Here is a 14869-nt window from a genome sequence, read left to right on the forward strand (position 1 = left end):
TTTATATATCTTTTCTATCTTACTATTTTTTCGGGATTTTGTGAATTTCCTGCAATGAATTGACGGTAAATCCTTTATCCTTCATCTCAACCAGACCATGGATCAGAGCTTTTGCAGCTTGTGCAGTAGTCAGACAAGGTACCTTGTATTTGATTGCTGCCTGTCTGATGGTAAAAGCATTCTCCCGAGTAACACGCGATAAAGGAGTATTGATGATCAAATGGATTTTTTTCTCTTTGATATAATCAATTACGTTCGGAAAGTATCCGTCGTAGATCTTATTGATCTTGCTGGATAAAATTCCGTTCTCGGATAAAAACTTATGAGTACCTTCCGTAGCAATTAAGATGTACCCCAGGTTGGAAAGTGAACGCACAGGCTCCAATAATTCTTTTTTAGTCTTATCATTGATCGTGACAAAAACAGTTCCTTGTTTAGGTGGTTCTTCCCCTGCCATGATTTGTGCCTTTACAAAAGCCTCACCTTTCGACAAAGCGATTCCCATTACTTCGCCGGTAGATCGCATTTCAGGTCCGAGAATAGTATCCACTCCGGGAAATTTGCTAAAAGGAAGCACAGCTTCTTTTACGGTAATCATCGGTGCGGAAAATCTTTTTCCCAAGTTGAAACTAGCAAGATGTTCACCTAACATAATACGAACGGCTAACTTTACAATAGGAACACCGATGGACTTAGCAACAAAGGGCACAGTTCTCGAAGCACGCGGATTCACTTCAATCACATAAAGAGTTTCATCTTTGATCGCAAACTGAATATTGATCAGTCCCTTTACATCCAATTCAATGGCAAGTTTGTGGGTCGCTTCTTCAATCTCTTGAATCATTCTTGTGGAAATGGACTGAGGAGGAAGAACACATGCGGAATCTCCCGAGTGAACTCCCGCCTCTTCAATATGTTCCATAATTCCCGCAACAAACACATCCTTACCGTCACAAAGTGCGTCCACATCGACTTCGGTCGCATCCTGCAAAAAGGAATCCACCAAAAGAGGTCTGTCTTCGGATACCTCTTCCGCTTCTTCCATATAACGATCCAACTCGGATTCTTCGTTCACAATCAACATAGCTCTTCCACCTAACACGTATGAAGGGCGAACCAGGACAGGATAACCGATCCTCGTTGCGATCTCTCTTGCTTTTTCTTTGGAAGAAGCAATTCCGTTTTCAGGAGAGCGGAGTTTAAGTTTATCTAAAACTTCAGCAAATCGTTTTCTATCTTCCGCGCGATCAATGGAATCAGGGCTTGTTCCAATGATAGGAACTCCTCTTTTCTCCAGTGCACGAGCCAATTTCAAAGGGGTTTGACCACCTAACTGAACAATCACTCCATCGGGTTTTTCCTTTCTGAAAATATTCAAAACATCTTCCAAACAAAGCGGCTCGAAATAAAGTCTATCTGAAGTGTCATAGTCTGTAGAAACCGTTTCCGGGTTGGAATTGATCATAATTGATTCAACACCTGCATCCTGTAATGCGTAGGAAGCATGGCAACAACAATAGTCAAATTCAATTCCTTGTCCGATCCTGTTCGGACCGCTACCCAAAATCATTACTTTCTTTTTGGAGGAAACATCCGCTTCATCTTCTTCATCATAAGAAGAGTACAAATAAGGAGTAAATGCTTCGAATTCTCCCGCACAAGTATCAATTCGTTTATAAACAGGATTTAAGTGTTCCTTCAGAAGATAAGTTTCCAAATCTTCTTCTTCCTTACGCAAAATTCCTTCGATTTTCGATTTGGTGACGTCGATCGGAGCACCACTTCTCAATTGAGTATAAATTTCGGATTCTTTGGTGAGAAATGCAAGCTGACGATTGGAAAATCCCGCTTTCTTCATTTCTTTTAAGATGGCCCGGCCTTCCGCTTTGAATCTTTTTTCCAAAGATAACAACTCATCGAATTGATATAAAAACCAAGGATCAATCTTGCAAATATCATGAATTTCTTCCACACTCATTCCGAAATTAAAAGCAAGTTTGACGTAGAATATCCGTTTGTCGGTGGGTCTTCTTACTTTGCCTGTCAGCCACTCTTTTTTATCGGAATCTTTTATCCCGTCCCATTCGATCAGTTCTTTCAAATAACCGTCGCTTCCGAAACCGAAACGATCCGATTCCAAAGAGCGAAGCGCTTTTTGAAAACTCTCCTTGAAAGTCCTTCCGATCGCCATCGCTTCACCCACAGCTTTCATCTGAACACCTAGAGTCGGATCACTACCCGGAAATTTTTCAAATGCAAATCTCGGTATTTTCGTTACAACATAATCTATCGAAGGTTCAAAACTAGCAGGTGTAACACGAGTAATATCATTTTTAATTTCATCTAAAGTATATCCGATGGATAGTAAGGCTGCAATTTTGGCGATAGGGAAACCGGTTGCTTTGGAAGCAAGTGCAGAAGAGCGGGAAACACGGGGGTTCATCTCTATCACAATCACATCCCCGTCTGCAGGGTTGACTGCAAATTGGATATTGGAACCACCCGTTTCGACCCCTATCTCACGGATAATATCAATAGACATATCCCTGAGTCTTTGGTATTCTTTGTCGCTTAATGTTTGTTGTGGGGCAACTGTAATGGAATCTCCCGTATGAACTCCCATCGGATCCAGGTTTTCGATAGAACAGATGATTACTACGTTGTCTGCGAGATCACGCATGACTTCCAATTCGAACTCTTTCCAGCCTAACACGGATTCTTCTACTAAAATCTGAGAAATTGGAGATGCTGATAAACCTTTTGCAGCGATATCTTCAAATTCTTCCTGATCATAACAAGTTCCTCCTCCCGTTCCCCCGAGAGTGAATGCGGGTCGGATGATGATCGGGAAGCCGATCTCGATTGCAGCCGTTCTTGCCGCGACCATATCCGAAACCATAACTGATTTCGCTACCCGGATGTTCAGTTTTTCCATAGCCTTTTTAAAAAGCTCCCGATCCTCCGCTTTACGGATCGCTTCCACCTTCGCACCGATCAACTCTACATTGTATTTTTCTAATATGCCTTCTTTGTGCAAGGCAAGTGCCAGGTTCAAAGCGGTTTGTCCACCTACCGTAGGTAAGATGGCATCAGGTTTTTCCTTTTTAATGATCTTTTCCAGAACCGGAACCGTCAACGGTTCGATATAAGTTGCATCAGCCAGATCGGGGTCCGTCATAATCGTGGCCGGATTTGAGTTAACGAGAATTACGCGAATTCCTTTTTCACGAAGGGCTTTCGTAGCTTGCGTCCCGGAATAATCAAACTCACAAGCTTGACCAATTACAATCGGACCTGAACCAATAATTAAAATCGAATTTAAATCACTACGTTTCGGCATATTTCTCTTCCTATATCTATTGTTAAAAATTCACTATAAGTCGCCATTCCTGAGTGTCCCTGGCAAAAGATATTCTCCTGCCTGACTTGCGTCTTCCCATTTCTTTACAAGGGAGTATAAGTTTTCTTTTAGAGAAGGACCGATCGCTCCGTTCGGAAAAATATTTTTAGTATTCAATGGATCGTTTTTTCTATCGTAAAGCTCAAACAGAACACCTTTTCTGGTCGGAATGTATATAAATTTATAACGTGAGTTTTGAACTGACCTGTGTTTGGCGAAGGCAATTGTCTCTTGGAAATTACGGTCAGTGATCATAATCTGAAATTCTTCTTCGGGAACCACTTGATGAAGCTCTAAAATATTGGGATATGGAATTCTCTGAGATTGAAAAAAATGATCCCCTACGTCGGAAAACCAAATCCCGGTTTCGGAATACACTACTCTTTCATTTTCCCAATCTTTTTGTCCCAGAACATTCAATAATGACAGACCAGGTAACTCTTGTTTGATTGGAATTGAAAAATAATCCGATAAAGTAGGAAAAATATCAACGGAAGAAGTAGTTCCGAAAAATTCCCGTTCCGGTAAAGACGCATATTTGCTATCGGAAGGAAACTTAATCAACAAAGGAACTTTGGTGACAGCCTCTCCTCTTAAGTGTTCCCCATGTCCTTGTCCGTGGATATCTTCGTACAATGCTTCGCCATGATCTGCAGTCAGAATGATGATCGACTTATCATATAAATCTTTATCTTTTAAAAATCGAACGATGGCACCGAATTCTTCATCAAATGCATATACGGAGGAATCGAATAAACTGCGAATCTGTTCGATCTCTTGGTTGTTCAATTTATCCGTAGCGGTTGGATCAACGAATTTCAGATATTTGTATTTGCCGTAGTAATTCGGATTTGTGAATTTTTTATAATTGGGATAAGCGGGCGTATATGGAAAATGAACGACGCTTGAAAAGTATGTCAGAAAAAAAGAAGACTCACCGGATCTCCTTATTACTTTTTTAAGTCGGTCTAAAATCCTTTTACCGTCTCCCCAGGTGGACAATCCGTCCATCTCTTCAATATAATCTCCACCCCCGAGGAAACTCCCCGTTACAACCGGCAATAAAAAAAGTTGAGACTCAGCCGTCCTTTGCAAAGTCATCACCTTTGCATTGAAATTGGGAGCCAATACTTCATCAAAACCGAAATCCGCCCTTGGAAAAATATCTGCCGCAAAACTCCCGATAGCGGATGTTTTGTAACCGATCTCTTTCAGCTTTTGTCCGATAGTAGGAAACTCTTTGGAACCGATCCTGTTTTTTTCCGTCTTCGACGGAAACATATCCCTGACTTTATGAGTCATGGAATACTTTCCTGTCAATAGGTCCGCCCAACTGGGAAAAGTGCGTGGAATCGTAGTATGGTGGTCATGAAAAATAAAACTATCTTTGGAGAATAAATCTATGTTTGGTGTGATTTCCTTATTTCCGTTCACAAATCCGAGTTTGTCATAACGAAGCGAGTCGGCAGAGATCAAAAAAACAGGCGGTTTGTCCTTATGATCTTCCGTAAAAGTTCCGTATAAGAAATCGAACAGAAATGGAAAGGGAAAAAGAAAGATCAGAAACGGAATCAACAGGAAATAGGTTCTGATATGTATTTTATCTTTTAACTTATGTAAGATGGGAAAGATAAAAATAAAGGCGAGCGCAGGATACAGACTCCCGAACCGATGAAAAAGGAGGACGATCAGGATTGTTGTTAAATAGAAGAAGGATAGTTTTGTTTTTTCCTGGCAAACATAATAGAGTATGTTTGCCAGTTGAACGGATAAAATCAAAACAATTGTATAAAAAAAGAAAACGGGTGAAAAATGATCCGTAAAAAAATATAGGAGCGAAGAAAGTGAAGAATAACGGTAAAAGAAAAATTCTCCGTAGATCTGCGGATAAAGAGTAATGGAATGAAAGAGTCCGAGCAAATCCATTGCGAAAAGATAAGTGAGTAGTAAAGGAATTTGTTTTTTTATATTAAACTGTGGAACCGATTCCAAACTATAATGAAATAAAATCCCCAATGCAAAATGAAATACCAGAGAAGCGGAAAACACTTTGAAGGTGGAAAATAGATAAACACCGAAAAAATCACCTAAGTATTGTTTTAGGTAATCTCCTACATCCACACCCATGATGGTGAAAGAAGTATTAAATAATAAAAAGAATAAGTAAAAAAAAACCGTGTAGCCAATTACGGCGAACAGTACTTTTCGAAGGGATGAAGGGGCTGGAATTTCTTCCATTGGAGTCATAATTCCATAACCCCTAAATCCGTAAACTTTTCCTAGGAATCCGAACCCGAAATCTCAAAAACTCCGTTCGGAGATTCCGCAAATGTTTCAGGAGAATACATTGCTTCCACACGGGTGGGCGGCAGAGGAAAAATCCCCGGATGGTTCAATTGAATCGTGTATTCCGTTACCCAAGTGCCTTGTGGCAAATACTCGTAATAGGCGCGATAATTTGTAAACGACCTCTCTTCAAAACTAGGTGAAAAATCTTGGTCATTTGTAATTCTTCCGCTTAGAATCTTGGATTCTTTGCCCAAACCCCGACCAATATGAACGGAACCTGCAGGAATGGGATCTTCCAAAACCACCCAGGTTTTTTCCGAGTCAGCAGTAATCTCCAGACGGATTTTGAGAATATCTCCCTTTGTCCATTTGCCGGAAGAAACACGACTTACCGCTTCGACCGAACGTTTGATCCGATAACCGCTGAAAAGAGGTTCTTTCAAGGGAATTTTACTTTTCGCTTCCCAGAAAATCCAAGGTTTCCCTTTTCCCGAGTAACCTACTGCAATTTCCTTTTTCCCGATTTCCATCGGGACCGAAGCGGAACTTTTATCAGAGGCATTCGGATCGAGAAGAGTTACGGATTTGCCATCGCTTACGGAAACATTACCACCTTGTACCCGTTCGCTTTCCAATACTTTGCCCGCTTTTTTCAAAGCAAGAATTCCATATGCATTCCCGAGAGTGGTATCCCATCTTCCCTTTTTCTGCTTTTGGGTTAAACCTTTGACGAGCCTAGGCATGTCTTTTTTAAAAAAAGGATCGGCAAAAGACCATAATACAAGTTTGGACATTGTATAGTCATTGGATCCGAGAATCCACCACGGATTGGAAAAATTCGCATCCGCGATCACAAGTTCAGTTCCTTGCAGATTCAACCTGGATCGCAAAGCACTCGCAATACGAGATTTCAATTTTGGATCGTATCCGCTTACTCTTGTTAAAATTTCACCCAAATCAATGAGTGAAGCGGTCGGAAGCAGTTCGATATTTACAAATACGGGACTTACCAGATCCCATTCCAAAGTTTCATAACGGGAAAGTGCTTCCATCACTATGATCTTACGAATCACGGAATCCGCACCAAAAGACCATCTGTCTCCCTGAATATTTCCAAGTAAAAATGCCCGGAGGCCCCCGACCATCTTCGTAACGGAATCTCCATTCATTTCAAAATCAGCTAACTTACTTGAGGTAAGAACATAAGCGGTTAATATCTCGCTCCCTCTTTCCATTCGCGGAAAGTATTTTACAAGTCCGTTCGAATCCAAATAAGATCCCAATTCAGAATCAATCTGTTTCCATCTGCTTTCACTGGAAAGTCCGATTGCCGTGGAAACTTTCTGTTCCAAACAATTATAAGGATATTTTTTAAAATAATCTTCTACTGCTTTCTGACTCCCCAGAATACTGGAGGAGGTTGTTACCTGAAAGAAGCCCGATCCGGGAATCGAATCCGAAGGTGTTTCTATATTTTCTTTGAATTCCCCTTCCCATTGAAATAAACCTGCTTGGTAAACCCTTTGCACCAAGTTAGGTGTTACTTTCTGATCGACCGCAATCCGATCAAGTACTGTCCCCGAATCGTCTTTCACTTCCAAAAACAGATTTCTAGTTTGCAAATCATTCGGAACTTTCAGATCCCATGCAAATACTCCGGTCGCAGAACCTCTCAAAGATAAAGTTTTTTCCGGTAAAACAAAAACCTGTTTTTTCGCTGCGGAGCCGGTTCCAATATCTGTCACGGAAAGTTTAGCTGTGATCTTTTTCTCCGATGAAGTTGCATTCCGAACGGAATACTCATGTAAAATGGAATCCCCCTCCCTTACTACACTGGGGACACCGGAAAAAATCTGAACATCTTGAGTAGATTGAATGCTAACGGATCCGGTTCCGAATTCGGATACCCCCGAGGAAGCAACGGCAACGATCTTAAAGGAAGAAAGAGAATCGTTTAACGGAAAATTGACGGTCGCACGGCCTTCCTTATCCAATACGACTTTGCCTTTCCAATAAAGAAGAGTATCGAACAAGGATCTTGTAGGACTCTTTCCTCCCCCTCCTCCTGTCGGTCTCGCTTTCAAACCGAAATGCCTCCTTCCTATCACCTGACTTTGACCAGTCGAAGTATTGACTTCATGTCCGCGAAGTCCCATCATTGCATCCAATAATTTCCAAGTAGGGTTCCCGGAAAGCTCAAGGAGGGCTTCATCCACAACGGCAACAACCAGTTCTCCACCAGCTTGCGGCGGTTTGCCGTTTGCATCTTTGACTTGAATATTCGCTTCCACCTTTTCTCTTACTTTATAACTGGAATTTTTCGTTTTTACATTTACACTCAATTCATAAGGTTTCCATCCCACATGGATGGGAACGATTCCCATTCGAAAAGACGGCCTCGCCAAATCGACAAGTGCAGTCGGCTTCGGATCTCCTATCCTTCCCCGAATAAGAAGCACCGAAACATAGATATTAGGCGAGTATTCCTTTTTGATCGGAAAACTGACAGTAGGCTCTTTTCCCGTAACCGGCATTACAAAGGAATCCATGATACCTTCTCTTTCGATTGTAACGAGTGCGGTAGCTTCCCGAAAGGGAGATCTCAGTTGGACTTTTAAAGTCTCGCCAGTTTCCACGTTTCTTTTTTCAGGCAGGATATCCATACGGTTGTGATCACTTGCTTCAAACCATGATTCTTCCGAAGAAGCCACCCAAATCGAATGAGTGGAAGCGGAAACATTTCCTTTTTCGTCTTCTGAAGAAGCGGAAAAAAGAATCTCTCCCGTAGCAGGTGCGGGTGAATCGCAAAACAGAATGCCTTTTTCATTGGTTTTTCCCGTACAAAACGTACCCAAATCCTTCACTTCCCTGTAATGGTCATAAGCATAGTATCCACCGACTAATCTGCGTCTATTGGAATAGTATGATCTGGAATAAGCCTTAACGGTGACCTTTTGGTTTTTCTTAGGTTGGTTCTTAAGATCGAGAGCGAGTATTTGCATCTCTACCTTCTCTTTGGTAAACATCCAACCCTTCGGCATAATACCTATCCTAAGATTGGCGGAATAAATCGGAAAACTACGGTAAGCGGTTTGGATTTCCCCGCTTGGGTCGAGATATTCCATTTCAACTTCCAATGAGGAATCGGAAGAAATCGAATTTAAATCATCGAAGGTAAAACCGGAAAAACCCTTTTCATCCAAGTTGATTTTTTCACCCGGATATGTTTTTCGTTTCGAACTTTCATCGGAGCCTCCTCCTTCTTCGTCCAGAACCACTCTTCCTGTTTCTATTTTTTCGGGGAAAAAGGAAAACTCGGAATATTCTTCCGAAACGGAAAAACTCTGAGGAGTGACCTGTCCTCTCACTGTGACGGGAAATCCGGAAGCCCCTCCTCCGGATAAGTATTGTAAGTTCATCTCAACCTTTGCATTGTTTGGTGCTACCAGATAACCGGCACCTTCCGAAAGCTGGATTCCTCCGCGTAACACAGGAAGTCGGAACTCTTCCACCCTAAAACTCGCAACAGTATTTCCATAAGAATCATCATCTTCCGAATAAGGGTAAAAAATCTTGTACGTTCCAAGTCTTGCCTGTTTCGGAATTGCAAATTCCGATTCCGTAGAACCGGGAAAAGACCAAACCAAAGGAAAAACAAATTTTTCTCCCGAACCCTCGTGTTGAATCACTACTTTCTTAGGATACAGTTTCGGATCGCTTGCCGTCATACCTTGGATGGAATGACCTCTTCTGAAATGTTTAAAATGAACCGTTTCCCCCGCCCTGAATAAAGTCCGATCCATAACAACAGTCTGGATTTCGGAAGAATCGTTGTACTCGGACGTGGGCAATTGGTATCTCCAGGACTCTATCCCCTTATCCCAATTAGTTGAAGTAAAACTGAGATCCTCTCCTTTCCGAGCAAATACTGAAAGACCGCTCCCCATTTCGTAATATCCGCAATAAGGAATTTCTCCCGTTCCCATTTTTCCGAACCGGACGGTTCCCTCTTTCCCGGTAATTCCCGTTCCGCGAACAATACCTTTGCAATCTATGATTTTTACAATCACTCCGGGCTCGGGAGCGGCTTTATCGAGAGAGGTTACCCAAACAAGGCTGGATTCCCTTCCCCATTTGAAATGTACGGACATATTTGTAACGAGTGCCCCGCTTGTTACGTACATCTTCCCCTTTTTTTCAAGAAGGGAAGCACCTAACACATCACTGGCAAGTTCAACAACATAAAACCCTGGTTTTTCCAAAGGAATTCCCACGACTTCCATCGTCTTCTTTCCGTTTGGTTTTGGCAAATTCGCCGAAACTGGTTGCCCCGTAACAATCTTGGAAGCAAAAATGGATTTTTCCCTTTCGTGTTTGGAAAGTGCCTGGAACCATTTTTGCACTTCGATCGGATCGATTGTTTTTTGTGTGCTGCTAGTAACGGTAAGAGACATGGTCTTCAAAGGAAGCTGCGCCTCTATATTTCGAACGGTGACCGGGATGGCTGGATTTGCATTCAGCTCCAGGATTCCGAATTTGGCAGGGAACTTGGCTAAAGGCGGAAATTCACCGGAACGGACTGTCAATGGGAAACTGGATTGATTTACAAGCTCCCGATCCGTTTCGTCTTTCAGACTTTTTGGAATCTGAATGACAAATTCTTCGTTTTCGGGAAACGGACCCGCAAAACTTAAATAATGCGAACTCTTCGAGTTTTTATCTTCAGGATCAAGCTTGGAAGGATATTCTTTTCCTGACTTTGATGTTAAACTGATCTTTGAAAGCTCATCCGTCGGAACAGCACCGCTGAAATAAAGACTGAAAGGCAAAATAGGAATGCAGTCCGCTTTGGCATTCACCCTCTCGCAAGAGAAACTAACGGAAAAAGGCGCTCTGACTTTGAAGTTATGGATTTCATCTTCCCGGATTTCCCCACCCCAGGAAGAACGGACACCTTTGCCCCATACGAGTTGGATGTTTTTTTCAGGCAAAAAGGTCTGCTTCGCTTTGATAAGAATCGTGGTTTCGACATCCGCAGAATATTGGCTTTTTAAAATTTCGATTCTGCTTTTTCCTTCCACGATTTCCAGGCCGATCCGATTGGACAAATCCTGTTCCGTAAAATAAGCGTATCGCAAAACACTATTTAGGTCAGGTTTTGCATCGAGGTTGAGTATGAAAATCTGATCTTCATCGACCGTTCCTCCCGAGTAAGGAGATGCGTAAAGGATCGAAGGTCCGCCCGTATCAAATAGAAAATTTTTTTGGCCGGAGATATTCTGCCCTTCCAAAGTTTTAACGGAATCGTTCAGAGTGAAGTCGCATTTCACTCCTCCGGGTAGCTCTTTTTCAAATTCATACACCCAAGTGGAACTATCGATCCAACGGGCAATTCCCGGAAGAGCGCAATTGATTTTAAAGATATCCTGTTTGGGTCTGGGATCCCCCAATGTTACGATCGGTTTGGAAAACCTAACTTGTATTTGTTTGACCTGTTTGGAAGTTCCTTCCGGACTAAACAATTCAATATGGGGGGACGCATTTTGTGAAAAAAAAGAAGTTGTTGTTAAAACGAATAAACTTGCCAGAAGAAAAAATTTGCGAAAGAGGGTCCGATTCACCATGGGGAAAAGAATGAAAAATGAGGAAGGATCGAAAACAAAAAAAGAAAAAGTTCAGATAATATCTTGAGCTTTCATCTGAAAGATCTTCTTACCAAAACAGAATCCTGCCCAAACCAAGAGTACAACCAGAATACTGACCAAAGACCAAATCCCTTTTTTTTGAATTTCCATCTCTCCCCAAGGTTTCCAAACAAGGAAAATCGATCCTTCTTTGGGAATATTTCCTTTCGCATTTCTTTTTTCTGAATCCCAAATGGACTCATGCAACACATTTCCCCCCGTTCCTGAATCCGAAAAAGAACAGGAAGAGCCCAAATTCGCCATGCAGACGGCGTAGAGCGAAAGATCTTTTTCCGGAGCAAGGCTTCCGCGAATGGGAGCAAATTGAAATTGAATCACAGGACCATAATACTTTGAAGCACCGCGGCTTCTTACGGTAAGGGGTGCTTGAAAACTACCTCCTTCCTCTTTTAGTATTTTATAATTTTTTAAAAAGATAAATTTATACTGGGAGTATTTGACAGCTTCTTCCGGGTTGATGTCCGTCACTGCGGTAATACGTGTCAGATACCCGACATAGTCCCCCAAAAACAGAATGGATATGCCGCCACCGACTAATGACAAGAATACGGAAATCAAAATCATATATCCGTATTTTCTTATCAAAGAGATTCCCATAAACAATAAGGGTAAAAATAAAATCACAAGCGCCCAAATGGAAATGGATATTGGTAAATAAGCGCCAAAGGGCAAAAGCGAGATCAGAAAACCCAAGATCAGACAAAGCCCGATCCAAAATAATTGAAATATGCTAGGTTCGGAATCAGGGCGTTTCGGTCTTTTTTTCTTCGGGGTTTCGACAAAGGCAAACATGACTAATACTCTCTTACCTTAAATTCAGAACGAATCAAATTCCAGTAGGTGTTCGCTTTATCTTTTTCCGATTCGGGATAAGACAAAGAAATCAGAAAGCCCAAAGGAGCTTTGTAAAAATAATATTCTTTCATCAGATAATAAGATACGTTCCCCGTTTCGTCGATCACTTTCCATTTGCTTATATAGTCCCCGTTTTCTTCAAATCTGGTAAAAGATTTTTCGTGGATCATTTTGGGATTCAGGCCGCGTATCTTATCCCAAAACCGAAAATAATCTTTTGAATTCCTAAGCCTTGGAACCGTATCAAACGTGGAAGCAATCGAAAATAAGATTTTCCTGGGTGCTTTTTTTGTAAGACCTGCTGTTTGTAAGGTGAGTGCTTCCTCCATATCGTCCCAATCGTCGTTTCTGGTAGGAGAAAGAAATTCCACAAAACGAACCAGTCTGTACATAAAGTTTTTTTCCAAACGGATATGACCTGCATTCGTTCGGAACAGTCCCTCATATCTCAATTGGGCGGGAACTACGAGTCTATATCGGAATGTCTCGGATTCCAAATACAAATTTCCCAAAGATTCAGGGCCCCCCGCATAACAACCGAATGGGTCCGAGGCAAGAAACATCTCCTCGGGTTTGTCCAAAAGCCTACTGGAAAGCCGACTCGTCAGAACATTTGCCTCTTTCGCCCAAAGGGGCATAAAACCTTTTTGTTTTTCGGCGTGAAGTCTTTGGCAAAGTCCGATTCCTTTTCCCAAAAAAAGAGCGTCCTTTTCCCTTCTTGCTCCCACCAAAGCCTCCATCTCTCTGATCGCAAGATCTCCATCCTCCAAAATGGGAAATTCCTTATGATAATCGTTGTCGATCGTATAACGTATCTTTAGCGAAGGGTATACGTGGTAATTTCTGCCGAATGTATCCTGTGCAAGTTTTGTTTTTACAGTTTCTTTTGATGAGGCGAGAAAACGGTGATAGCTGTTTTTTTCTTCAGCCCTGGAATCCGGAATCCAAGGACGTTGCAGCAAGGGATCCACGATCAATGTTTCTTCCGAAAAAATAACGAGAGGAAAAACAAAGAAAAAAAGCGGTATTCTTCCGTTCACAGATTTACTCCCCGATTGCAGAAATTACGTATTTTCGATGTCGGATCAATCCTTATACTTGGATTGAATGAAATTAAGTGCTTGTGAAAAAATTCTTGTTAGGTCCTTTTTATGACTTTCTTCATTTACCCTGGAAAGAATTCCCTTAAGACTTCTTTGTACCGCTTCATAATTGGGAACATCAAAGAACGCTTTTTGAATATGAGGCCATGCCATTCGAACCAAGTTCATAAACTCGGGCGATCCCTTTCTTAACTCCGCTATGGTTCTGTCCAAAGTCATTTTTACAATTTGAAAGTTTTTAAGCTTCTGCTGTAACAAATGCAAGCTGTCCGAGGTAAATTCCGTTTTGGAAGAAATACTCTGAAATGCCTGGCTCCAATCCACAGACTCTCCCTTTGCCTCTTTCATCAATTGAGCGCGAAAGGAAATCACTGTTTTTTCAAATTCGGGTTGGGTTCGCAGCCAGTTCTGATAACCTACTTGGTCCGCCTTTTGCTGATAAGACACAATAACAGAAGTTAATTCAATATATTCCCTGACAGAATAATTCCGAACGGTATCGAGATAAGGATCTTCTTCCGGTTCCGGCTCGGGAGTAGAATCAAAATCCAAAATCCCTCCGATATCATCCAAAATTCCATCGGGGGTCTCGGGAGTGGAGGTTTGCATTTGGGAAGAACCGGAATCTTCTTCAAAATCCAGGTCTTCGATTTCATAATCGTCTTTCTTTTCTTGTTTGGAGGAAGAAGGAACTTCTTCTATATGAGCGTTTTCATCTACAGGCGGGCCGATCTGAACCTCCAAAAGCCCACCGGTCAATGTATCTCCGTAAAGTTCAACTATCTCTTGTAAGATGGATTTTTCTTTTTCGGGTAAGAGTGTTTTTTTTACAGGAGGAGGCGGAGGTGCATTCGCCTGTGCAAGTGCTTCGGATAAGGAAATTGTTCCCGCTTTCTCACTGGCATTGCCCGACACCGCGAGTGCAGCTCTTGCCGATTCCGCCATAAGCCCTTTCGGCTCGGTGATCTCTCCCGTCTTCGTATTTTCCAAAACGATCAATATTCCGCGTTCCGCAAAATGAGTATCAGCTGGAAAAACGAATTGCAATTTTTCTATGATCTCTTCCGTAATCCGCTCGTATTGTTGTTCGGGAGCGTTGTTGATTTTTTCCAGTTCTTGGATTTTTAATTTTTCCTGAACCTTTCCTAGAACTTCGATGAAATTTGTGTTTAAATAGCTGGAAATTTCTCCTTGAGAAACACCTAACATAGTCGAGAATTGGGGGAGATTTTCAAAAAAATGATCCGTCTTTTTGATATTCGCCGTCATGTAGGCTTTTACAGATTTTGAAATCGCCTCTATTTGTGCCGGGTCGTTTTTTTTGGCTTTGAGTAGTCTTTTAAAAATATCTATATGTGCGTGAAAATAGGACAAAAACTCGCCATAAGGAGTGAATTCGTATTCCCCTTGTCCTTTTTTCTCAAGAACCTTTTTCGCAGTTTCAGCCATCTTGGATTTCCTCCAGACAATGGAAAAAACCTAGTGGGTCAAGTGATTTACGATCCGATTGACGAAAA

Annotated in this window: 6 protein-coding genes; all 6 read right to left on the minus strand. The window is 41.8% G+C overall.

The annotated features are described in order from the left end of the window. Nucleotides 1–22 precede the first annotated feature (22 nt). The 6 genes from carB to EHS11_RS10925 are packed head-to-tail and all read right to left on the minus strand — an operon-like array spanning nucleotide 23 to nucleotide 14801. Nucleotides 23–3340, minus strand: a complete 3318-nt coding sequence (gene carB, locus EHS11_RS10900) for a carbamoyl-phosphate synthase large subunit (RefSeq protein ID WP_135764444.1) — start codon at nucleotides 3338–3340, stop codon at nucleotides 23–25. Between the two features lie 33 nt (nucleotides 3341–3373). Continuing rightward, entirely contained in the window at nucleotides 3374–5638 is a 2265-nt protein-coding gene (locus tag EHS11_RS10905; RefSeq protein ID WP_135764445.1) for a sulfatase family protein, read from the minus strand. 41 nt (nucleotides 5639–5679) lie between these two features. Then, the gene (locus tag EHS11_RS10910) at nucleotides 5680–11313 is read right to left on the minus strand and encodes an alpha-2-macroglobulin family protein (RefSeq protein ID WP_135764446.1); all 5634 of its coding nucleotides are present in this window, start codon (nucleotides 11311–11313) and stop codon (nucleotides 5680–5682) included. Between the two features lie 51 nt (nucleotides 11314–11364). Then, the gene (locus tag EHS11_RS10915; RefSeq protein ID WP_135764447.1) at nucleotides 11365–12186 is read right to left on the minus strand and encodes a hypothetical protein; all 822 of its coding nucleotides are present in this window, start codon (nucleotides 12184–12186) and stop codon (nucleotides 11365–11367) included. 2 nt (nucleotides 12187–12188) lie between these two features. After that, entirely contained in the window at nucleotides 12189–13289 is a 1101-nt protein-coding gene (locus EHS11_RS10920; protein ID WP_135764448.1) for an LIC10775 family protein, read from the minus strand. 45 nt (nucleotides 13290–13334) lie between these two features. Then, nucleotides 13335–14801 carry a hypothetical protein gene (locus EHS11_RS10925; protein WP_135764449.1) on the minus strand — a complete coding sequence of 489 codons (1467 nt, stop codon included), beginning with the start codon at nucleotides 14799–14801 and terminating at the stop codon, nucleotides 13335–13337. Between the last annotated feature and the right edge of the window lie 68 nt (nucleotides 14802–14869).

Source organism: Leptospira ilyithenensis (assembly GCF_004771005.1).
Classification (GTDB): domain Bacteria; phylum Spirochaetota; class Leptospiria; order Leptospirales; family Leptospiraceae; genus Leptospira_A; species Leptospira_A ilyithenensis.

Excerpts from the sequence above, each read along its gene's own strand:
- carB (WP_135764444.1), bottom strand. The coding sequence starts at position 3,340 with ATGCCGAAACGTAGTGATTTAAATTCGATTTTAATTATTGGTTCAGGT.
- EHS11_RS10905 (WP_135764445.1), bottom strand. The coding sequence starts at position 5,638 with ATGGAAGAAATTCCAGCCCCTTCATCCCTTCGAAAAGTACTGTTCGCC.
- EHS11_RS10910 (WP_135764446.1), bottom strand. The coding sequence starts at position 11,313 with ATGGTGAATCGGACCCTCTTTCGCAAATTTTTTCTTCTGGCAAGTTTA.
- EHS11_RS10915 (WP_135764447.1), bottom strand. The coding sequence starts at position 12,186 with ATGTTTGCCTTTGTCGAAACCCCGAAGAAAAAAAGACCGAAACGCCCT.
- EHS11_RS10925 (WP_135764449.1), bottom strand. The coding sequence starts at position 14,801 with ATGGCTGAAACTGCGAAAAAGGTTCTTGAGAAAAAAGGACAAGGGGAA.